General features: G+C 41.2%; 18 protein-coding genes and 3 pseudogenes. 7 read left to right on the top strand and 14 right to left on the bottom strand.

The features are described from left to right. Nucleotides 1-210 precede the first annotated feature (210 nt). Both V7L07_RS15965 and V7L07_RS15960 read left to right on the top strand, forming a co-directional pair. Nucleotides 211-1272: a DMT family transporter gene (locus tag V7L07_RS15965; protein WP_335059390.1), complete on the top strand. Its 1062-nt coding sequence runs from the start codon at nt 211-213 to the stop codon at nt 1270-1272. Between the two features lie 371 nt (nt 1273-1643). Beyond that, nucleotides 1644-2315: a DUF2996 domain-containing protein gene (locus V7L07_RS15960; protein ID WP_335059388.1), complete on the top strand. Its 672-nt coding sequence runs from the start codon at nt 1644-1646 to the stop codon at nt 2313-2315. A 400-nt stretch (nt 2316-2715) separates the two neighbouring features. On the opposite strand, the gene V7L07_RS15955 is transcribed toward V7L07_RS15960, so the two are convergent. After that, nucleotides 2716-3093 (bottom strand): hypothetical protein, encoded by a 378-nt coding sequence (locus tag V7L07_RS15955; RefSeq protein WP_335059386.1) that lies wholly within the window; start codon nt 3091-3093, stop codon nt 2716-2718. A gap of 128 nt (nt 3094-3221) precedes the next feature. Between V7L07_RS15955 and V7L07_RS15950 the strand changes: the two genes are divergently transcribed. Further along, the gene (locus V7L07_RS15950; protein ID WP_335059384.1) at nt 3222-3407 is read left to right on the top strand and encodes a hypothetical protein; all 186 of its coding nucleotides are present in this window, start codon (nt 3222-3224) and stop codon (nt 3405-3407) included. 177 nt (nt 3408-3584) lie between these two features. Here V7L07_RS15950 and V7L07_RS15945 read toward each other — a convergent pair whose 3' ends face one another. Then, nucleotides 3585-3989 carry an alpha-ketoglutarate-dependent dioxygenase AlkB family protein gene (locus V7L07_RS15945; protein ID WP_335059382.1) on the bottom strand — a complete coding sequence of 135 codons (405 nt, stop codon included), beginning with the start codon at nt 3987-3989 and terminating at the stop codon, nt 3585-3587. Between the two features lie 85 nt (nt 3990-4074). Between V7L07_RS15945 and V7L07_RS15940 the strand changes: the two are divergent. Further along, nucleotides 4075-4392 (top strand): annotated as a pseudogene (locus V7L07_RS15940) (gamma-glutamylcyclotransferase family protein); the annotation flags it as partial. Nucleotides 4393-4443: 51 nt separating this feature from the next. Here the strand turns inward: V7L07_RS15940 and V7L07_RS15935 are convergent. The 3 genes from V7L07_RS15935 to V7L07_RS15925 all read right to left on the bottom strand — a co-directional run bounded on the left by V7L07_RS15935 (nt 4444) and on the right by V7L07_RS15925 (nt 6679). After that, complete coding sequence (locus V7L07_RS15935; protein WP_335059378.1) at nt 4444-5058, bottom strand: anti-sigma factor family protein; 615 nt, start codon at nt 5056-5058, stop codon at nt 4444-4446. A 157-nt stretch (nt 5059-5215) separates the two neighbouring features. Continuing rightward, nucleotides 5216-5872, bottom strand: coding sequence for a sigma-70 family RNA polymerase sigma factor (locus V7L07_RS15930; protein WP_099101330.1), 657 nt, complete (start codon nt 5870-5872; stop codon nt 5216-5218). 654 nt (nt 5873-6526) lie between these two features. Next, on the bottom strand, nt 6527-6679 hold the full coding sequence (locus tag V7L07_RS15925) for a hypothetical protein (RefSeq protein ID WP_335059376.1): 153 nt from the start codon (nt 6677-6679) through the stop codon (nt 6527-6529). Nucleotides 6680-7369: 690 nt separating this feature from the next. On the opposite strand from V7L07_RS15925, the gene V7L07_RS15920 reads away from it, so the two are divergent. Further along, nucleotides 7370-7990, top strand: coding sequence for a L,D-transpeptidase (locus tag V7L07_RS15920; protein ID WP_335059598.1), 621 nt, complete (start codon nt 7370-7372; stop codon nt 7988-7990). Between the two features lie 101 nt (nt 7991-8091). Here the strand turns inward: V7L07_RS15920 and V7L07_RS15915 are convergent, their stop codons facing one another. The 5 genes from V7L07_RS15915 to V7L07_RS15895 form a co-directional block, all read right to left on the bottom strand. Then, nucleotides 8092-8631, bottom strand: a complete 540-nt coding sequence (locus tag V7L07_RS15915) for a late competence development ComFB family protein (RefSeq protein ID WP_179068053.1) — start codon at nt 8629-8631, stop codon at nt 8092-8094. Nucleotides 8632-8752: 121 nt separating this feature from the next. Next, nucleotides 8753-9688, bottom strand: coding sequence for a M23 family metallopeptidase (locus tag V7L07_RS15910; protein WP_335059374.1), 936 nt, complete (start codon nt 9686-9688; stop codon nt 8753-8755). 597 nt (nt 9689-10285) lie between these two features. Then, on the bottom strand, nt 10286-10978 hold the full coding sequence (locus tag V7L07_RS15905) for a DevA family ABC transporter ATP-binding protein (RefSeq protein ID WP_335059372.1): 693 nt from the start codon (nt 10976-10978) through the stop codon (nt 10286-10288). A gap of 106 nt (nt 10979-11084) precedes the next feature. Then, entirely contained in the window at nt 11085-12257 is a 1173-nt protein-coding gene (gene devC / locus V7L07_RS15900) for an ABC transporter permease DevC (protein WP_335059370.1), read from the bottom strand. 134 nt (nt 12258-12391) lie between these two features. Next, entirely contained in the window at nt 12392-13591 is a 1200-nt protein-coding gene (locus tag V7L07_RS15895) for an ABC exporter membrane fusion protein (RefSeq protein WP_335059368.1), read from the bottom strand. 775 nt (nt 13592-14366) lie between these two features. Here V7L07_RS15895 and V7L07_RS15890 point away from each other — a divergent pair. Continuing rightward, complete coding sequence (locus V7L07_RS15890) at nt 14367-15323, top strand: IS4 family transposase (RefSeq protein ID WP_335059366.1); 957 nt, start codon at nt 14367-14369, stop codon at nt 15321-15323. Then, a pseudogene (locus V7L07_RS15885) lies at nt 15277-15978 on the top strand (transposase); the annotation flags it as partial. The gene V7L07_RS15890 and the pseudogene V7L07_RS15885, both read left to right, overlap by 47 nt. A 38-nt stretch (nt 15979-16016) precedes the next feature. On the opposite strand, the pseudogene V7L07_RS15880 reads toward V7L07_RS15885, so the two are convergent. From V7L07_RS15880 to V7L07_RS15865, 4 genes and pseudogenes are all read right to left on the bottom strand, one after another. Further along, a pseudogene (locus V7L07_RS15880) lies at nt 16017-16218 on the bottom strand (cupin domain-containing protein); the annotation flags it as partial. A gap of 21 nt (nt 16219-16239) precedes the next feature. Continuing rightward, entirely contained in the window at nt 16240-16599 is a 360-nt protein-coding gene (locus V7L07_RS15875; protein WP_335059364.1) for a Mo-dependent nitrogenase C-terminal domain-containing protein, read from the bottom strand. A 529-nt stretch (nt 16600-17128) separates the two neighbouring features. Then, nucleotides 17129-19474 (bottom strand): two-partner secretion domain-containing protein, encoded by a 2346-nt coding sequence (locus V7L07_RS15870; RefSeq protein ID WP_335059362.1) that lies wholly within the window; start codon nt 19472-19474, stop codon nt 17129-17131. A gap of 473 nt (nt 19475-19947) precedes the next feature. Then, nucleotides 19948-20268, bottom strand: coding sequence for a hypothetical protein (locus V7L07_RS15865; RefSeq protein WP_335059360.1), 321 nt, complete (start codon nt 20266-20268; stop codon nt 19948-19950). Nucleotides 20269-20490 lie beyond the last annotated feature (222 nt).

Below are 20490 nucleotides of genomic sequence, written 5' to 3'. Positions count from 1 at the left end.
AGGTGGCAGTGAGAGCTTATTGAAACTAAGCCACTATTTTCATGAATTTATCCCTTGAGAAAATTTAGTTAATTCTCAGCATTTTCTCAGATAATTATGGTCATTCAAAGTCACAGCATAATTTAAGTGTTTTCTCAACAAAACCTCATTTTGAACTGCATGAACGCAACTTAAGATAATGAGCAATGCTTTTATTGCAGTGATGTTATTGTGACTAGACCCAAAAAACCACATCGCCTAATCCATAGAATTTCAGGACAAACATATCTCTGGCTAGCAATGCTAATTTTTGGAGCATCTGGCGCAGTTACTCGGAAGCTAACAGAAATTGGTGCCCAACATCTTATTGGCAATGCCTACGGCGGCAAATTACGCAATCCGATTTCTTTATGTAATGTTTTATTTGTGGGAAATCTTTGTGCCTTGATACTTCTGATCCTTATCTATGGGCGGCAGTGGAACAAAGCTACCTTGAAGCAATTCTCAAGGAAAGATTGGGTCAGTCTAACAGTAGTGGCTATTTTATCAGGAGCGTTAGCCCCTGGCTTAATTTTCCAGGCATTGGCACTCACAGGGGTAAACAATGTTATTTTGGTGGGACGCTTGGAACCGCCTCTAACTCTGGCTTTATCAGTCTGGTTATTGAGGGAACGGGTAAATATTTGGGAATTTATCGGTGCGATCGCAGCCTTTATCGGCGTTATCCTAACTATTATCCTTCAGCCTCCGACAGAAACCATGATGAACATGGGAGGTTTCGGTTTAGGCATAGGGGAACTTTTGGCAGCAGCAGGATCTATTGCTGTAGCTGCTTCCACAATTATTAGCAAGAAACACCTTTCGCAGATTCCTTTGGGAATCTATAGTATTTTTCGGACTGCATTAGGAACTGTAATCTTTTTCTTTATTGCTTTAGTACTCTATGGCAGGGATCATTTCGCTGATGCCCTCTCACCGTTCTTGTGGCAATGGATGTTTCTCTATGGCGGGTTGATTGTGGTATTAGGTCAGTCTTTTTGGATTAAAGGCTTGAAAACTTCCACTGTATCTACGGCTTCCTTGGTTAGCTCATTTGGCCCAATTGTGGGCATCCTAGCAGCCTATTTAATTTTGGGTGAAGCCCCTAACTTCGCTCAATATATTGGCGGTAGCTTGATTTTAGTAGGTATATTCTTGAGCCAAGTTGGCACTTGGCGTCAGACTTCCAGAAAGGTGAATTCTACTCCAGCACAGCAACAGGTAGAAACTGGTATGGGATTCAAGGGGATTTGAAGGAGGCGGAAGAATTTTAGATTTTGGATTTTGGATTGAATATCTAAAACCGCAAATCCAAAATTGAAGGGGCAGATTAACAATTCAAAATTCAAAATGACGCTTGCGGACTCGCTAACGCTGCGCTAACAAAATTCAAAAATAAATTCCTTGTAGAGACGGTGATTTATCGCCTCTCTCTAACCGCCAAAATGACACTAGTACAGAACGGCGTAAATAAAGCACTCATTCAAAATCAATGAAACGCTTACACTGTATTAATTTTGAATTTTGAATTCCGCCTTGCAGTACTAGTATGTCAAAATAAAAATACCCGATACATCAAGGTGAGCGATCGCTCCCAAAGCTAGATTAAAGGATTGACCTGAGCAATGGCAGACGAAACCAATCACAATCAAGCGGGAGAAGTAGCTCCCAACACTGCTGACAAGCAAGTTCCTACTACAGACTCACCCGAAGCCACAGACCTTCCTACTGGCAACACGCCAGATCCTAAAGCCGCAAACCCTGAAGATAATCCTAATGCTGCTAAACCATCTGCTGTACCACCCAAGCGAGAAAAACCCGCAGCCGCAGCTAAAGCCCCAGTAGGCGAAAAACCAGCCGCCGCTGACGCAACGGAAGAAAAACCAGCCGCCGCTAAAGCCGCCAAAAAGGAAAAAGCCCCATCTGTTGAAGATAAGCCATTTGTACAGTTCATTGAGCAAGACTACTTGCCAGCTTTACAAAAAGCGATCGCTCAAAAAGGTGTGCAAGATTTACAGGTGTCTTTCGCCAAGCGGAAAGTGCCTATCACCGGCTTTGAATCCGCCGAAGAATGCTGGCAGATTATCGGCAGTTGGTCGGAAACTGGTCGGCGTCAGTTTAATCTGTATTTCCCCGAAGAAGATATTCAAGGAAAAAAGGGATTTTCCTGTAATGAAGGCAAAAAACCTAGCACTCTTGAGTCATTCTTAATCGATGAGCGCAGAATTACCCTCGATTTATTAGTCTTTGGCTTAGTTCAGCGCTTAGATGGTCAAAAGTGGTTAGGTATAAATTAGTCATGGGGCAAAACAGTTCCGTTAGCACTAGCGGGGCTTTGAGCCAGTCCTGAGTCAAGAAGTGAGATGTCCTACTTGCTACTCAGAACTCAGCACTCTGAGTGTTGTAAAAAAATTGTAGGCTGGGTGGAAGCTTTGCATAACCCAACATCCTGATATATGTTGGGTTGCGCTCCGCTCCATCCAACCTACGTCTATAGTTGAGGGAATTATTTATCTAGTAATTTTCTAAATTAATTTACAAGATTAATTTACTATTTCTTTCTACCCTCTATTTCTATCTATCTTATATACCTAAAGCTCTTAGACTAATAGTCCAACAACTTTAGGTATATGGAACATAAAAAAGTCCCTCAGCTTAGGATAGTGGGGACTAAATGTGTTGTGGTTCTAAATTGATTTACTGGGTTAGCAGTCCGATCGCCATTTCAAGGTGCATCTTAGCCTTATGCAAGTTAAGCAAATTCTCTTGGTCGTATCTGTCAGGATACCTCATAGCTTTGCTCTCCATCGTCAGCTTGATCAGTGCTGCTTGCTCATCAGTGGGTGAATTCATTTCATCTACCACCCCTTCAAGGAATTGAATAACGCTGAAGCTTGGTGACTTCAAGCCTCTTCCCTGCCTTAGTTGAGTGAGTGCTATCTGTGGGAATGCCATTAAAGTAACAATCCAACTAGTCTTGTACCCTCCATTCCCAGTAGGCTTTAATCCGTAACGTCTACACAAGTCTCTCAACTCAGCAGTGGTTTTGATTTCGAGTTCTGCACGTGTGAACATAAAATAGAATTATCCATTTGTAAAAGTGGTATCGGTGGTGAACCATTTACCAGGATGAAAGCACCACCGATTTCAAATCTTATTTACTCGCTTCCACGTAAATCAAGTTATATTTACATTTCTCAATAATGGCTAATCCTAAAGGAAATCCAGAAAATTTAAAAAAATTTACTACTGACAGAGAGGAGCCACTGACCGAGAAAATGAATATACGCATGACTAAGACAATGAAAGAGGAAGTGCAGCAACAAGATAACCCTCCTGAATTTTGTAGAGAAGCTATTCAAGAGAAGTTAGATAGGAATAAGGGGTAAGAGTAAAATGGGATGCTTGTAAAGCCTAAAGGCTTGTGTAGCCTCGTTAAGAGTCTGAAGACTGAGAATATATTCAAAAGAGGTTCTGCTGCTGTCTTTGGTCAAGCCACTGGAGGCGGAGCCTCAGAGAAAAGTACCATAATACTGGTTAGTTATTGTCTGTGTTTCTAAATCCCATCAACAGGAATTATTAATTACCCTGAAAGTTAAATTGATTCTTGGTTGAACGTGCTTCGATGTTTTGGGGATTTGATGCTGCCAAAAATGCTGTGTTACACCCGCCATCAGAAGGAAGCTGCCATGTATTAACTCAATTTCTGCTTTCACATCCCGACTATGTTTATGTCTAAACATAAACCTTCTTGCTCCGCCCAAGCTAATAGAAGCAATTACAGGATTTTTACCTAGCTCTGGTTCAGCATCTGTGTACCAGGAAATTCCATCGTTCCCATCTCGGTAAAGATTTAGTAATACGCTGTTAAAGTTAACTTTTGCAATCTCATCAACTTTCTCTTTTACTTTTAGCAGCGTAGGTATCCAAGGTTCTGGATCAAGATGAATACCTGAGAATTTATATGACATTTAGTGGAACCTATCGGTCTAGTAAATATAAATCCGTACAAGGACGGGGTTTTAAAACCATTTATTTGATAAAAAATACTGTGCTGGCAAAGTAGTTGATTTCAAAAGAGCCTTTGTACAAGGACAATTGTTTGCTCTGCCAATGGGCTACCCAGCGATGACGCTAGGTGATAGCAAAGTTTACGGATATTTACTTTCTTTTTCCAACCCAAAGATTTTGAATGAGTTAGATGTGCTGGAAGATTACCACCCCCATAGACAAACGCCAGAAAACCTCTATAATCGGCAAATTATCGAGGTTTATGAGCCACAGTCGCTCTCTTATAGTTGGGCTTGGGTTTATTTAATGACTCTAAAGCAAGTTGAGCAATTAAGAGGTTTCCTCCAACCTGACGGCTGGTGAAGCGGCTGCGGTTTAAGCCTAGAGTACAGTTATGAACTGTAAACTTTGCGATTAATTGATGTCTTGTTTGGGGTCGTGGCGTTGCGGCTGTACCTGATGAATTGAATTTTCCGGTGAGGCTACTGCTGCTTTCGGAATTTCAATTACCGGGTTATTTAGTCCCACCATCAGTGGCGAAGGGGGAACTATAGACGCTGAGGAGGTTTGTATCGGTTCTGTTTCTGGTCGTTGTGCCAGTTGCGGCACTCTCGAACCACTACCGACGAAGCCAGATACTACGCCAATCGCACAAGCAGCAACGGCAGCACCTCCCACCATCCAGTTTAGACGGGAGCGGCGGTGCAAACGTGTCAATACTTGCTGAACTGTTACTTCTGGTGATTGTTGGGCTGTGGGCACTGGGAGCGTCCGCAAGCCTTGGCGCAGTTTTAACAGTCGGGCATACAAGCATTGAACTGAGGCATCATTTGCCAGCCATTCTTCTACTTGCTTGCGCTCGGTGGCTGTGACTTCACCATCGAGATAAGCACTTAATAACTCGAAGCGATCGCGCTTCACCATATCCATAAGACCCGTTGATTCATTGGTATGATTGGCCATTCCATCTGACAAATTTTCAGGAAGTTGCAAAGGAGAACGGTCGTAAAACTGAGAATCAGTAGTCATCTTAACATTATTACCAATTCATACACAGGTAAACTGGGCGGGAATTTCGGGAAAATTAGCCAATTTTCATCCTAAAGGCAGAAGCGATCTACGTCTTTATGGTAATTCTTAATCTATGCTTAAATTCTGCCATTGGGCAGAGGCAAGATCCTGTAAATTAGGAGTCTAGATAATTCTGCAAGTGAGCTTGCAACCTCGATCTAGCTCTGGCTATTCTTGACTTCACAGTTCCTAAAGAAACTCCAGTGATTTCGGCAATTTCTTCATAAGCCATGCCTTCGATTTCTCTCAGGACGATGGTAGTACGAAAAACTTCCGGTAAATCCGCGATCGCTTCCCGCAATTGCTCGTAAAATTCTCTAGTTGTCAGTTCTTCCTCAGGGCCGGGAGTATCGCCAGCGATTTCCCAATCCATCTCACCGTCTTCTAACGAACGGGGCGCATCCAGTGACAAAGGACTCATCACCCGCTTGCGTTTCCGTAACTCGTCGTAAAACAAGTTAGTGGCAATGCGGCTTAACCAGCCCCGAAATTTAGCAGGCTCTTGCAATCGGTTAATATTCCGATACACTCGAATCCAAACTTCTTGAGCCAAATCGGCTCTGTCAGCCCAATCTGGAGCCAGGTGGTATAAAACTCGATCAACTTGACTTTGATAGCGGCGTAATAGTTCTGCGAAGGCAGCACGATCTGGTCGCAGTCCGGCTTGACAGCGCAAAATTAAATCGTGGTTAGGGAGTTTGTCAACTTGCACTGATGCTTCTGGATACTTTGCATCAACCGTTGACCAGGATACAGTAATCGATTGACTCATAGATCGTACTGGCTCTAAATCATCCCTATCTATTAGACCTGCTAATGGGACAGAAGTTCCATGCTCAGGTGACGGATTTATTACTGGAACACTGAAGCATACAATTTTGGATACATTTATAGCAATAAGCAGAGTCGCTTTTTCCTTATACTGCTCTCATTGTTGCTCTTGCAGGGGGTAGGAGGCAGGGGGCACTCCTGATGAAACGAGTTTCAAAAGCCTTGCATGAAAATATTCTAGGGACTGGGATTTTTACTACACTCAGTCCTGAGTGCATCGGCAAAGAGAATGCTGAGTAACAAGAAGATTACTGAGTACTTCCGCACTATGGTAAAAGCCGCGCCCCTTGTGGGCGGTCTTTCAACTCAGCACGGGCTAAACGCCCTGCTACCGCCAACAGCACTCTTCATTCAGCACTGGCTCAACTCAAACCCTTGTTCCCTTTGGTCGCGGCAGTTTTTTGCTAACAAAATAAAATTCTAATTCTATGCACACTTCGATACTTTTAGCAACTGGGTATATACGCTTGATAAAAATAATTAAATCTGGTTATAAGGATAAAGATAAAATTTTGTAATTATAGCTTCTTGATACTTTTAAAATTCAGGTGATAATTTCTGGAAGTTGTGTTGCTGTAGTTGCTAGGATGGTGATTTAATTTTTTGATTTTGTTACCAGAATAGTTACTGATTGTTCTGGCTGTGGGCCGTAGGCAGTACTAGAGTTATGTTGCTCTGGTACGCGAACTTGAAAAAAGAAATTGAGGGAAAATGTAATTGTGGCTGCTAGCAATAGTTTTTCAAACATGGTTTTTCTTTCACCTACACCATTAATGATTGATTGCTACATTTCAAAAGTTCTACCAGAAAGTCCTATTAAAGGCTTACGACCCGCAGAACTTCTGAGAAATGAGGTTGCTCACCTAGAGTTTTGCCGCTGGAACAATTCGCATAGTCTTAGTGTGCCCAGAGGTATTGGCAGATTTATAGCAGAAATGATAAGTATTGATAAATTTTTGATGTTCGGATGATGAACTCACCCAATTACTCGGCTGAATATGTCAGGGATAAACAATAGGCGATGGCAATGGTAAGAAATGAATCTGTAGGGCGTATGGTAATGCTGCTTTGTTTTGGCACAGCATTTTTATCCTTAGCTGTCCATTGGCGCATTACTACGGCGGAACGGCAGTCTGAAAAGTCTGCATCTACTTCGATGCGGCGAGATTCTATCCAAACCAATCTTAAGGGAAGCCGGCCAGAGGGAGTCTATAAAAATCTTTCCCAGGTTAGTTTAGGGGAAATTGCGTTGGGTGCATCTGTGCCAGCTGATGAAGCGACCCAAGGCTCAACTGCCCAGAGGACGTTTACACCAAAGTCCCCTGCTATTAAGCCTCAAACTAAATCAAAAATAATTAAGAAGAATGTAGCGAAAGCAACTACTCGTAAGGCTTCTACACTCAAGTATTCTGCTATTAAGTCTCAAACTAATTCAAAAATAATTAAGAAGAATGTAGTTCGGGGGGTTTCTACACTCAAATCTCCTAATATTAAGCCTCAAACTCAGCCCAAAATAATTAAGAATAATGTCGCTAAAGCAACTGAACTACCAACTCAGACGCGACTAGTGGCGCAAGTAGAAAAACAAAATCCAGCTGCGGATAGCTGGCCAAAAGGTCTATGGTCTCAGGCTTCAGCCCAACAAATACCATCTAATCGGTTGGCAAATACTAAGACGCAAGTGGTGGTTGATTTAAGCGATCGCCGCACTTATGTATACGCAGGAGATGAGGTGATAGCCAGCTACCCCATTGCTGTTGGTAAGAAAGGTTGGGAAACCCCTACAGGTTCTTTTCAGGTGATCCACATGCGGCACTATCCAATTTGGCGTCACCCAATTACGGGCAAAGTATTTCAAGCTGGTACGGATAGTCCTTTGGGAGATAGATGGATTGGTTTTTGGTCAGATGGACGGAATGAAATTGGCTTTCATGGCACGCCAGATATTGACCTGGTAGGAACGGCTGTATCTCACGGCTGCTTAAGAATGCGTAATTCTGATGTCCGATTGTTGTATGAGCAAGTAACTATAGGTACAACAGTCGTAGTACGTGATTAATTAAGAGTCATTAGTCTTTTGTCCTTTATCCTTTATCTAAAACAAATGACTAATGACCAATGACCAATGACTAATGACTAATGACTCTAAGACTCTAAGAATTATAATTTTTGCTCAAAGTTAGGTGCATAAGTTTGTAGTAAAGCACTAACTTGGCGTACAACCTCATTGCCAGTATTTTTACCCAAGGCTTGCCGTTCTGGGAAGAAATTGGGTCGATCGAGGTAACGGTTAATTGCCTCGCTTACTTGCTGAGAAATTAAGTCTTGGAGTTGTGCCTGAGCCGTTTGGCGCTGGAAGTTAGCACCTTCTTCTGTAGTAGCATACAAAGGTGGTAGCCGATTGAGAGCGTAAGCAGCAATATCTCCGACATCTAGAGAACTTTCGCTCGTGGCTTCAATTTCTGCGACTCGTGCGATCGCTTCTGTTAGCACTAATTCTTCCATAACGTTAATGAATTGTTTGCGAGGTACCGCCACTACCTCACCAGTCAATAGCGCACCCATCAGCCGATCCAGCGCCATATACTCTTCAATTGAGAGTTCTGAGGCGTTGTCACAGATTCTACCGACTTCTGCTTCCATTGCTGGTGTCAAATAACCATCCTGGAGAGCTTGTTCTACAATTTTTTCGATGCTCATAATGCTTATCATCATTTATGTTAGCCAAGCAAGGTAGGGACGGTATCAATTCAATTTGTTTTGCCTAATTATCAGCAAAAAATATACAAATTATGCACAGATGCGATTAATTCCGCCTCTACTAGTTAACGACTTTAGTTCGCCAAGGTGTTGGATCAACAGATTGTCCGTTGACATACAAACCCCAATGTAGATGTGGCCCTGTAGCAGCACCCGTTGAACCAACTGCACCAATTAGCTGACCAGCTTTTACAAAATCACCTTCTTTAACGTTAATACGACTTAGGTGCATGAAAATACTGGTTACTCCTTGACCGTGGTCAATGCCAACTACGTTACCGTGTATCCGAAACCCTTGAGATACCCTACCTACCAAAGCAACTCGCCCAGAGGCCGGGGCAATCACTGGTGAGCCGGCAGCACCAGCATAGTCAAGACCACGGTGATAGTAGTCCTTTGCAAATGTACCATTATAGTAGCGACGTACACCATAGTTTGTACTCATTCGCCCTGCATTTGGTTTTAGGAATACTCCATTCCAATACTTTTCTGGTGTTTGTAGCGCTTTAAAAGCTGCTACGCGCTTCAGTTCATATTCTGTAGCATCCACTCCAGCTTTGCCAGGTGGCAAAGTAATGCGTTGTATGGGGAATTTGCGATTAAGCACATTCACTGCCAAGTTTTGTACTTGACCATCTCCCGCAATCCGAAGTGTTCTATTTCCAGCTGTTTCTAATGGAGTTGTCGGAACAAAAGCCCGATACTGATTGGGTGCAATTTCAAAGGCTGGGTATGTATTCTTGCCACTAGCTACTGTTGGATTTTTACCATTTTCTGGATTATCTAGATTAATCTCCACTGATAGTGTATCCCCTAATTTCGGATTAGTCGGAGTCACCTTTACTTGTAAGGCATCTACAGGTAATGCCAAAGCGATCGGGAGAACAGCAAATATTACCCTTAACAGATTTATTGCAGGACGATTGGTTGTCAAAGTTTTGACATCAAAACCGAGCGACTTTTTGTTTGAACTACTAGCGCTATTCTCAATAATCATAGAACTACAAAAAAATCCCTTGCTTGTGTTGGAAAATAGACTAGCTTATAATCGCCAGTGTTTCCTGCTTGAAGTCGATATTGTTGACAACCATAAATTTTCGGAAATTCTCCAGATACTTATGGATTGCAAGGGCTAATCATTTTATCTGTAATTTTAGTGAATTGGTCTTAACTTTAATAACCAAGGTGTATGACATTGAGAATGAGCATAAAATTTAACTAGATTGATACCAAAAATGCTCTCATGGCTTGTTATATGTGTCACTTGTTAAGCAACAAAGGAAACCTGTTGTGGTTACAGTCATTACATAAATAATACTTGAAGAAAATCTTGGAATCAACTAGACACTTTTTCAACTGGACACTAATATCACATTGTTCAGTTGAAATCGGTATGGGGAAATTACTTAAACTAGGTAAATTGACGAGGATAAATTAAACTAGATTAAAGAATGTAAATATATTAATATTTGCTCTTAATAGCGCTTTAACGCCAAAAAAACCCACGATTCTAATGCACAAATTTAGTCTGCCATCCCACACTTAAGATTTACTTTATAAATCGACTCTGAATCATGGAATACGGTAATCAACTTTAGTTTGATAGTGTTATTTTTGACTTGAGTTTGCCATCTTCCATATCAACAATGCGATCGGCAATGTCTAGGATACGGTTGTCATGAGTAACCATTAAGATGGTACAGCCTTGTTCTTTTGCCAGTTTTTGTATGAGATTAACTACATCTCGTCCCGATTGACTGTCAAGGGCGGCGGTGGGTTCATCCGCAAGGATTATTTGAGGATGACTGACTAAAGCACGAGCGATCGCTACTCGTTGTTTCTGTCCCCCAGATAGTTTATCAGGATAGTAATGCAAATGGTTTCCTAATCCTACCTGCTCTAACATCTGGGCTGACATAGCTTGTATCTTTTTTGACCCAAGATGTTTATGTAATTCCAAAGCGATTTTGACGTTTTGGAGTGCTGTTAAACTACCATGCAGGTTATGTGCTTGAAAAATATAACCATTACGCCGTCGTGCCTGTACTAGTTGTTCAGCACTCGCACCATAAAGTTCTCGTCCCAAAACCCGCAAACTACCAGATTGAGTAGAACGCAAGCCACCCACTAATGTCAGTAAGGTAGTCTTTCCCGAACCAGAGGGCCCGGTCATGATAATAATTTCACTGGCGTTAATCTCTAAATTGATATTAGATAAAACTTGCTTACGGAGTGGGCCATGACCAAAGTGGTGGTCGAGATTCTGGATGGAGATGACGGGAAGCATATTTTGGGGATTGGGTATTGGGGATTAGGGATGGGGGATTGGGGATTAGGGATTGGAAATATTTTCCAGTACCCAGTATCCAGTACCCAGTCCCCAGTCCCCATTTTTAGAACATATCAGCGGGGTCGGTGGCTTGGAGTTTGCGGGTGGCGATCGCACCAGAAATGGTACACATAAGTATGGTCAGTACTAATACCTGTAATGCCCGAATGGCAGTCATGTACATGGGCAAATTTGTAGCTGTGCGAGTCAGTTGATAAAGTGCTAAAGACACTCCCAATCCGGGGAAGAAGCCCAGTGCTGCTAAGATTAACGATTCTTCAAGCACTACACCTAATAGGTAATAATTGCGATATCCCATTGCTTTAAAGGTGGCGTATTCCCGAACGTGGGCATTAACATCGGTGGAGAGGACTTGATAGACAATAATCACCCCTACCACAAACCCCATCGATACACCCAGGCTAAAAATAAACCCAATTGGGGAATTTGTTCTCCAGAAATTATTTTCAAATTCAATAAATTCGGCGTGGGTTAATACTTTGACATCATTTCTGAGGTAGGCTTTGAGCATTGCTGCTACTTTTTTCGGGTCATAGCCTGGTTGAAGAACAATCAAACCTAAACTGACACTGCTGGACTGTCGCCCAGAAAATAGCCGCAAAAAGTTTTGATCGCTGGTAATCAGGTTGCCATCAGAACCAAAAGAAGCCCCGACTTGAAATAAACCACTAATGGTAATGGTGCGCCGTTCTATTTCGGTAGTCAGGGTTTTACCTTGGTCAATTTGAGCGATCGCTTTTTGATAATCTCCTCTTGCACCACGATCAAACAAGACGGTATCGGGTAGTTTGATCGCTTGCAATTGCTGGTTAACATCGGGTAAATCAAAGGCTGGCTTATCTGGGTTAAAACCGATAACTAACACCCCCGTCTCCCGATGGGTTTGGGGATTCTTCCAGATTGTGTTATTGAAATACATTGGTTCTGCTGACTTAACCCCTGGTATATCCATTGCTTGGTAAAGTCGCCGACGAGAAAATGTAGACAAGCTTGGCAAGTTACGGGCTTGGGGACTAGTTAAAACAATGTCTGCTTGCAAACTTCGATGCAGTCTGGTGTTACTGTCATACAACGCAGTTTGAAAGCCTAGCTGCATGAACATGAGAAGATCCGCAAAAGCAATACCTGATAATGCTACAAAAAGACGGCTTTTTTCATGATTCAGTTGCAGCCATCCTAAAGGGGTTCGCCGTCGCAGTTGTTTGATCAATCTCATAATTAGGGACTGGGGATTAGGGATTAGGGATTAGGGACTGGGGATTAGGGACTGGGGATGGGGACTTGTTCATCGACTTCAGAATCTCCCACTCCCAGTACCCAGTACCCAGTACCCAGTCCCCAATCCCCTTTTCACAATTCAATTACTGCCTTAACCTGCATATTGCTTAAGGTGGCAGCTTTTTGGCTGGAGGCTTCATCTAGTCGGATATGGACTTCTACTACTCTGTTGTCGATATTGCTGACGGGATCTGTGTTGATGACATTCTGCCGTCGCACTTGCAAGCCTTTGCGATCTACGATTCCCTGTAATTCAATCGGCAGAAAATCACCAATTATTCGCACTTGCTGCCCTGAATGTACTTTAGCGATATCACTTTCGTAGACTTCGGCGATGACATACATCTGGCTAGTTTGTCCGATATCTGCAATGCCATCATTTGAGACTAATTCTCCAGGATGGGTATGGATTTCAAATACTTGTCCGTTTTGGGGCGATCGCACTACAGCCTGTTCAAGATTGACTTTTGCCAGATTCATGGCTGCTATAGCACGATTAATTTCTGCTTGAGCAGCTTCTACATCCACTCCGCGCACTTCAGCGATTTCATCGAGTGTTGCTGTAGCTTCTTTGACTTGTTGTTGACTAGTCGATTGAGTACGATTTAACTGTGCTTGGGCTTCTTTTAAGCTTTTTTGGGCGGTTTCCAAGTTTAAACGCTTACTATCCCGTTGAGAAGCCGAAATTGCGCCTTGTTGATATAGTTGCTGATAACGTTCGTCTTCTGATTGGGCGTTACGCACTTCGGCCTGAAATCGCTCAATTGTCGCGGCTTGGGCATTAATATCACCTTGGCGTTGGGCTTCTAGACGAGCGATCGCAGCTTTTTGGGCGGCAATTTCACCGCGTTTAGCACCTGCTTTGGTGCGGTTTAGGTTTGCCTGGGCTACTTTTACCTGTTCCTGTGCCTCTTTTAATGCTGCTTGGAGGCGATCGCGGCTGTTCAAAATTGCAATTATCTGTCCCGCCTTTACCCTATCTCCCTCCTTCACCAACAACTTTTCTACCCGACTTCCTTCAGCAGACACCGCAGCAGAGAGTTTAATGACCTTTCCCTGTGGTTCAAGCCGCCCTAAAGCTGTTACCGTTGTTAAGTGTGGCAATTGTGTTGCTGGCACTTGTGCCTCTGAATTTGCATAATTTTGCCAGCGTTTTACTATATAAAAACTTATTCCGCCAACCAATAAAGATATAGTTACACCTATAGCAACGGATGGACGCAGAATAGACTTAGGGAACGTTCTGTACCCTAGCTTTGAGTTTCGCACCATAGATTACCTCTTAACTAGTGGCGCAGAAAAAAGAACAGATTAGGCTTTTCTCCGTACTTGTTTGCTAATTCCTACTTCTTTAGTCAGTTATTGTTGATTTATCACTTCTAAGTCCATAAAATAATTTGGAAATTGTTGAGATTTTACTTAGATAAAGTGATTTAGCTGGCTAGGATAACAACAGATATCTCTACCAAATTATGAGGTTTATATTTTTAGCAAACTACTTTTGTTTTATGAAAGTACTCAGGTATATTAAACGGTTTTAAAATTCCGGGTTGTAACAGCGCCAACAATCATAATCAAATTAAATGAAGAGTGCTGAGTTAAAAGACCGCCCACGTTCGCGCAGCGGACGCACCAGAGGGGAGAGGGGCGGGGCTTTTACCATAGTGCGAAAGTCAGTCGTACTCAACTTCAAAACTCAGCACGGGCTAAACCTTAGCTATCCGCTAACAGCACTCTAAGCCGAGGTACTGAGTATGGTAAAAATTCAAAATCTCTCTCCTTTAAGAAGAGAGATTTTGAGAGAGGTTTTCCACATACCGTGAAAAGTCAGCTTGGGGAGGGGTTGAGGATGGGGTAAAATGTATGTCCGATAAGCATTTCACCTTAACTTGACATGAGTTCGATGAACCTCTCCCTCCCATCCTCCCTCTCCGAAACGGCTATCCATTACCCGGATCTTTCTCAACAAAACGTAAAAATACTTAAAGAAAGCCGAAAAGCTTGATAGATATAGTTTTGAGGAGGAGAAAACAGAGGGGAATGAAAAATGGAAAGGTGGGCAGCATCGGAATTGAGGTATGTAAATTTGGGAGATGCGCGCAGAAACAAGCGCCTAATCAAGCTAGTAGAAGACTTGGCAGCACAACCAACAAGTAGTGTACCGCAAGCATCTGGGACTCTAGCAGCAACAACAGCAGCATACGATTTATGGAGTTCGCCCTATATAAAAGCAGCAGATATCAGTCATGGACATAGTAAAAGTACAGTCGAAAGGGCAAAAGCAGAGGAAATAGTCTTAGCAATACAGGACACAACAAATATGGATGTAACAAGTCATCCAGGGACAAAAGGAATAGGATATTTAGATCATAAAAAAAGTTTTGGATTAAAAGTACATTCAACATTAATAGCGAGCATAAAAGGAGTGCCTCTGGGAATAATAGACCAACAAATATGGGTGAGAGATATAGAAGATTTAGGGATAGCAAAAAAACGCCGTCAGAGACAAACACAAGAAAAAGAAAGCCAACGCTGGTTAGACGGATTAGAACGAACAAACACATTGTTAGCCAAGAAAACAAAAATTATAACGGTAGCAGATTCAGAAGCAGATATATTTGATTTATTTAACCAAGAAAGACCAGATAATTGCCATTTACTCATCCGGGGAACTCACAATAGGAGAGTCAACCATACAGCAAATTATCTGCATGAAGCAATTCGCTCAAGTCCAGTGCGTGGAAAGATTGAAGTCTCAGTAAAACGTAATCCAGAAAGACCAGCTCGGATAGCAAAACTAACAATTAGATATGAAACAATAGAAATCGAAGTACCTAGAAATAAAATTGGGCGTTCGCAAATAAAGCCAGTCAAATTACAGGTAATTTTAGCAGAGGAAGAAAACCTACCATCATGTATAACAGCAATTAGTTGGTTATTGTTAACAACACTGGAAATTACTGGTAGCCGGAGAAGTCTATCGTCAACAACTATGGCTGTATGAAAATAAAAAACAGAGTATTGATGACCGGATTGTCAGTTTAAGCCAACCACATATCCGTCCAATTGTTCGTGGAAAAGCGGGTAAAGCCGTGGAGTTCGGGGTAAAACTGTCGGCTAGTTATTACAATGGATATGTATTTTTAGACCATCTTAGTTGGGATAATTTTAATGAATCAGGAGATTTAAAAGTACAAGTCGAAGCCTTTAAAAACTACACTGGTTATTATCCAGAATCCGTCCATGTTGATAAAATTTATCGCACAAGCCAGAACCGAGCTTGGTGTAAAGAAAGAGGTATTAGAATCAGTGGAGTTCCTTTAGGAAGACCTCCCAAAAATGTCACTAAAGACAAAAAGAAGCAAGCTCAAGAAGATGAAAGGATTCGTAATTCTATTGAGGGCAAGTTTGGACAAGCGAAAAGAAGATTTAGCCTGGGTAGAGTGATGGCGAAACTGTCTCATACTTCTCAAACAGCAATTTCTATTACTTTTTTAGTAATGAATCTTTCTACTCACCTGTCACGGTTTTTTTGTGCCTTTTTATGTCTATTTTTGAAAACTACACCTTTTTTACCTCCTGTTATTACTAAATATAATATTTTTCTCAAAATAAACAATAAAAGCTTATCACTGACTCTTGCTTCCGTCGCTAATTAATCCTTCTCTGGCTTTTCATCACTTTTTCAGCAAGCCCTAACTAAATCACCTTTACCCATTTGCACTGGCTGCCCACCATCAGGAGTAACAACTACGTCACCTTCCAAAAAGTAGCAAGTTTTTTGAGAATCATAAGTCCAAGGGAATTTGGAAACTTCTTTTTTCCAAATTTCCCATTTAAATACACCCAATTCATTGAGATATTCAAGTCTTAGGTTGATGCTCAAATTTAATTTCCATTCGTGTTTTCTGTAGTTATGTTCAACAGTAGGATTGAATATCCTCTCCACACTGATCTACTAGATAACACAAAGCCCGAAAACGCAAGTAAACAAGTTCGTTATAAAGTGGATTTAGTTTGCACATTGGTGGAATGTGTCCTATTTTGCGACCAAAAAGCATGATATCACGCTCGAATGGACACTGAGCAGGGATTAGTTTAGCAATAAATTTGGCTAATTTCCGATTCTGAATCTGAATTTGATCCAGCCATTGACGTAATGGTTGCAGTAAATCTAATTTAGGTTGAGTAAACTGCTTTTTACTAACTGTTTGATTATTTTCTTCTAAAGGTTTAATAAAAGCAGTCAGAAAAATACGCTGATTATTTGTTTTAAGCATAGCTTTAGGCAAGGTTTTCCTTGTGTAGATGAACTATTTGCCGATTCAAAATATTATCATGTAATCTGTCTGGACAATTTACATTGTGCTTGTAGATTCAGAAGCAAAGTAAGCACAATGCAAACAATTTACATGCATCTTTTGGAGGGGAAATTGTTTAACTAATTGTTATTTAAACCCACCAAATCATGAAGAACTGTCCCGTTAAATACAAAATAACAAAGAAAATATAAAAATGGCATTTCTTTAACTTATGGATTTCTAATCTGTAAGATAGCAATCTTATATATTAAATATAAATGCCTGGTTTTGAAACTGCCTAGTATCTAAAGATGTAATTTATGGCAGACAAATATAGTTTTATTCTTACCCCATATACACTTCGGTAGGATTAACCTTTAATATCTCTCGATTTTAGGACATTGAATATCTATATTTTTGTCTTATATACTACACAAGACAACCTAGATATTATCTAATAAGTAGCTATAAATCGTTTGATAAGTCTAAACTAATCCAAACTCCACTTCTAACGAGCAGCACAAGATGTAGCGGTGAGCGATGAGTTATGGGGCATTGCTGTGGGTACTTGAGAAACCAGAACTACGTTCCCATTCGCATCTATAATCCACCCTTGGGCTTCTACAATTTGAGTAGGTTCATTGACAGAATTCACTTTCTGTGATTTTTCTTCTGTATTTCGCTGCGCCTGAGCAACCACTTTTTTCTGAATACCTTCAGCACGATTCTGAGGTTCTGGGGAGAGTGTGATCCAATCTGCCACCACCGCATCATCAGCGATCAATGGCTCTGTGGGATCGGCTACTAATCCTCCACGCCCAGTAGTAATAAATGAACTCCTTCCTATTGCTCTACTAGAATTACAACCAGCAACAATTTGCTGCGAAACATCAACTAGATTTACGGGCAATTCTACTAGTCCTTTACTGGGGTCGGCATCTGGTGAGTTGATTTGTACAGTACCATTTAATGAAGGGTTTTCCTGAGAGAATGCAGTGATATCACTTGTTGGCAGCCTATTTGGGTCTAGTGGCTCTTTAGGGTTTAATAGCCTCTCTAGGTCTGTACGGCTGCGCGGCACAAAACCAAATATGTTCTTAGCAGTGATTGTGATTTTACCACCAGAGCCAAGGTTGGCGTTGGCGGTGATATCGTTATTTCCAAAGGGAGTGGCGACAAGGAAGCCATTTGGTGCATAGATGGTGATATTACCGCCAGTTTTATCACCCCCAGCATTAGTAGATATTTGGCTGTTGTGGCTCATCAATAATAAGTCCCGCACTTGTAGCGTGATGTTACCACCCTTACCTGAATCACTATTAGATGTGAGTGTTCCTTCATCCAGAAATATGGAGTTAGCAGTTACGTTTAGCGCCCCTGGTGTGCCTTGATTACTTGCATTTCCTGTAGAAATTGTAATATCTGGAACTTTAACGCTCACATTTATTTCAGCTCCATCGCGGACAATCAATTTCCCTGTGGTGATGTTCACTTGTCCTGCATTTCCATAATTTAGAGTGGAAGCAAACAAACCACTGGCGTTATCTGTCACTGAGGTTCCGGCTATCTCTACTGAATCCCAGGCGTTAACAATTATGTTCCCTCCTTTTCCTTCAGATGGAATCACTTGTGAGTTATCTATTACTCCACTAGACTCAGCTGTTATTCTTGCCCCATCTTGAATACGCAATCTGCCAGTGTTGATTGTAATGTCACCCGCCTTTCCTACACCAGCGCTTATACCAATAAACCCAGTAATAGTATTTGGCAAGGTGCTACCAATTAGATCGACGGATTCCGAGGCATTCACTATCAAGTTTCCCGCTGCACCGCTACTTAAAGTAGAAGTACTTACTTGTGCGCCATCCTGAACAATTAATTTCCTAGTATTAATGGTTATATCTTCTCCATTTCTGTTACCCCTGGTTTGACTTATCAAGCTCACAAGATTGCCACTTAGTTCTACTATCCTGCCCTGTAACTGGATACTACCGCCGCTACCACGTCTGTTACTAGTATCTACCTGAGATGGAACTTTAAGCCCGTCAACAGTCACCCGTTGAATTAATTTAATATCCTGGAAATTCTTCACACCTTCATATCCAAAGACCCAACCTTGGTTCTTTGGTTTCAGACTGACCAGACTATTATTCGCTACACTGCCTAGCTCAATTCGTCCTGACGCTGCTGTTAAATTGCCGCCTTCTAACGTGATATCACCGCCCACAAGTGCCAAGGTTTTGCCTGGCAGCACTCTTAGACCAACTGGTTGCCGAAAGATATTAATTGCGCCATCAGGACTAGCTGCTTGGGATTGATTGCGGATGGGAGCCGCAGTTGCTCCAAATTGCAAACCAATGGGAACACTTACTGTCAGCAAGGGTGTGGCTAGAGAATTTATAGCACTAAACTTTGTACCATCGGCAAAGTTTAGACTACTCGCTGTACTTGCAATAAATGAACCACCGATATTTAAAGAAGCATGAGTACCAAAAATAATCCCATTGGGATTAATTAAAAACAGGTTAGCTGGGCTATTAACTTTAAGGATGCCATCAATATTAGAAATTGAATTACCTGTTACTCGGCTAATAATATTCTGAATGCCCCCAGTATTTTTAAACTCAGCCGTAGTCCCATTGAGTACAGAGAACTCTTTAAAACTGTGAAATAAGTTGCTTCCTAATCGGGTTCCACCTTCAATATTTGTGAGATTTCCCTGTGTTGTAACTTGAGAATTATTAGGTAGAGTAGCATCTTGAGTGATTTGGGCAATAGCAGAAGTTCCAGAGAAAGCTATTGCTCCACTTGTTAAAATTCCTAACCCTTTAAACCTGCCGCACAAAATACTCATGATGAATAATAAACTCCTCTAAAAAATGATAGTTCAGGCAAGAGACACGATGAATCGCCGTCTCTACAATAACGTCTCTACAATAATTAGTATTTCGTCTTGACGGCTATTTATCGGATCTTTGTGATTTGTGATTTAAAATTTTATCATAAAACCTTAATTGAACCGTATTACTACCTCTATTTAATAAACTAAATATATAACTATATCTATCTCAATAACCTACAATATTCAAATCGTTAGTATAAGTTTTGGTATTTTTTAAAATGATAATATTAGTTTAGAGGCGCAAAATTATTACGCCTCTACGAAAGTTTTTTAATTCCCCTATTTAAGAGCAATATTTTTAATTTAAATATTAATAAGCTTGCTCATTAGTAGGTAGCAGTATTACCAACTTAATTACTGGGAATATTGCTGATTAATTTTAGAGGTGCTTACTTTGGTATTTCAGTTTACAAAACTGTTAAGTATTAATGGCACGGACAATCAACAAATCTATCTAGATCGTTTGACCAACAAGTGCAAGTTGATAGTCTGATATGTGAACCTGGAATTGCCAGTAAAGATTGCTGAACTTCCTGGTCTTCAACAGCATCAGTAGATTGGAGTTTAGTGAAATCAAGTGTATACTGAAATTGTAGAACTTCTTGTGTTGATATACCGTAATCTTTGAGTATCTGACCGAATTTAGTATTCTTCAGAATTTCATGAAATTCCTGCTGAATTTCGTCTTGTAACTGCTGTAATTTTTGAGGATCAATAACTGCTTGCTGTGAAGTTTGAGATTCCATGAATTTTAATTTCCTTTTAGACTAGTAAATGTGTGAACGTATCTTGTGATGTACTAATTTCAATTGACTTCGATTAGTACAGTTTGGCAATAAAGGAATCAACAATACAGAGTCTAGAGTGGCACGAAAGCATTAGGTTCTCTAACGCTCTTGCGAACTCTCGTAATTATGAAATCAGCTTGGCTAGTAATAATTACGCACTTTGTTACAAAACTTCATATA

This window comes from Nostoc sp., from assembly GCF_036916985.1.
Taxonomy (GTDB): Bacteria; Cyanobacteriota; Cyanobacteriia; order Cyanobacteriales; family Nostocaceae; genus Nostoc.
This window is presented reverse-complemented; position numbering and strand designations above follow the sequence as displayed.

What these genes read in the sequence shown, in the direction of transcription:
- V7L07_RS15960 (WP_335059388.1), top strand. Translation starts at nt 1,644, where the DNA reads ATGGCAGACGAAACCAATCACAATCAAGCGGGAGAAGTAGCTCCCAAC.
- V7L07_RS15955 (WP_335059386.1), bottom strand. Translation starts at nt 3,093, where the DNA reads ATGTTCACACGTGCAGAACTCGAAATCAAAACCACTGCTGAGTTGAGA.
- V7L07_RS15950 (WP_335059384.1), top strand. Translation starts at nt 3,222, where the DNA reads ATGGCTAATCCTAAAGGAAATCCAGAAAATTTAAAAAAATTTACTACT.
- V7L07_RS15945 (WP_335059382.1), bottom strand. Translation starts at nt 3,989, where the DNA reads ATGTCATATAAATTCTCAGGTATTCATCTTGATCCAGAACCTTGGATA.
- V7L07_RS15935 (WP_335059378.1), bottom strand. Translation starts at nt 5,058, where the DNA reads ATGACTACTGATTCTCAGTTTTACGACCGTTCTCCTTTGCAACTTCCT.
- V7L07_RS15930 (WP_099101330.1), bottom strand. Translation starts at nt 5,872, where the DNA reads ATGAGTCAATCGATTACTGTATCCTGGTCAACGGTTGATGCAAAGTAT.
- V7L07_RS15925 (WP_335059376.1), bottom strand. Translation starts at nt 6,679, where the DNA reads ATGTTTGAAAAACTATTGCTAGCAGCCACAATTACATTTTCCCTCAAT.
- V7L07_RS15915 (WP_179068053.1), bottom strand. Translation starts at nt 8,631, where the DNA reads ATGAGCATCGAAAAAATTGTAGAACAAGCTCTCCAGGATGGTTATTTG.
- V7L07_RS15910 (WP_335059374.1), bottom strand. Translation starts at nt 9,688, where the DNA reads ATGATTATTGAGAATAGCGCTAGTAGTTCAAACAAAAAGTCGCTCGGT.
- V7L07_RS15905 (WP_335059372.1), bottom strand. Translation starts at nt 10,978, where the DNA reads ATGCTTCCCGTCATCTCCATCCAGAATCTCGACCACCACTTTGGTCAT.
- devC (WP_335059370.1), bottom strand. Translation starts at nt 12,257, where the DNA reads ATGAGATTGATCAAACAACTGCGACGGCGAACCCCTTTAGGATGGCTG.
- V7L07_RS15895 (WP_335059368.1), bottom strand. Translation starts at nt 13,591, where the DNA reads ATGGTGCGAAACTCAAAGCTAGGGTACAGAACGTTCCCTAAGTCTATT.
- V7L07_RS15890 (WP_335059366.1), top strand. Translation starts at nt 14,367, where the DNA reads ATGGAAAGGTGGGCAGCATCGGAATTGAGGTATGTAAATTTGGGAGAT.
- V7L07_RS15875 (WP_335059364.1), bottom strand. Translation starts at nt 16,599, where the DNA reads ATGCTTAAAACAAATAATCAGCGTATTTTTCTGACTGCTTTTATTAAA.
- V7L07_RS15870 (WP_335059362.1), bottom strand. Translation starts at nt 19,474, where the DNA reads ATGAGTATTTTGTGCGGCAGGTTTAAAGGGTTAGGAATTTTAACAAGT.
- V7L07_RS15865 (WP_335059360.1), bottom strand. Translation starts at nt 20,268, where the DNA reads ATGGAATCTCAAACTTCACAGCAAGCAGTTATTGATCCTCAAAAATTA.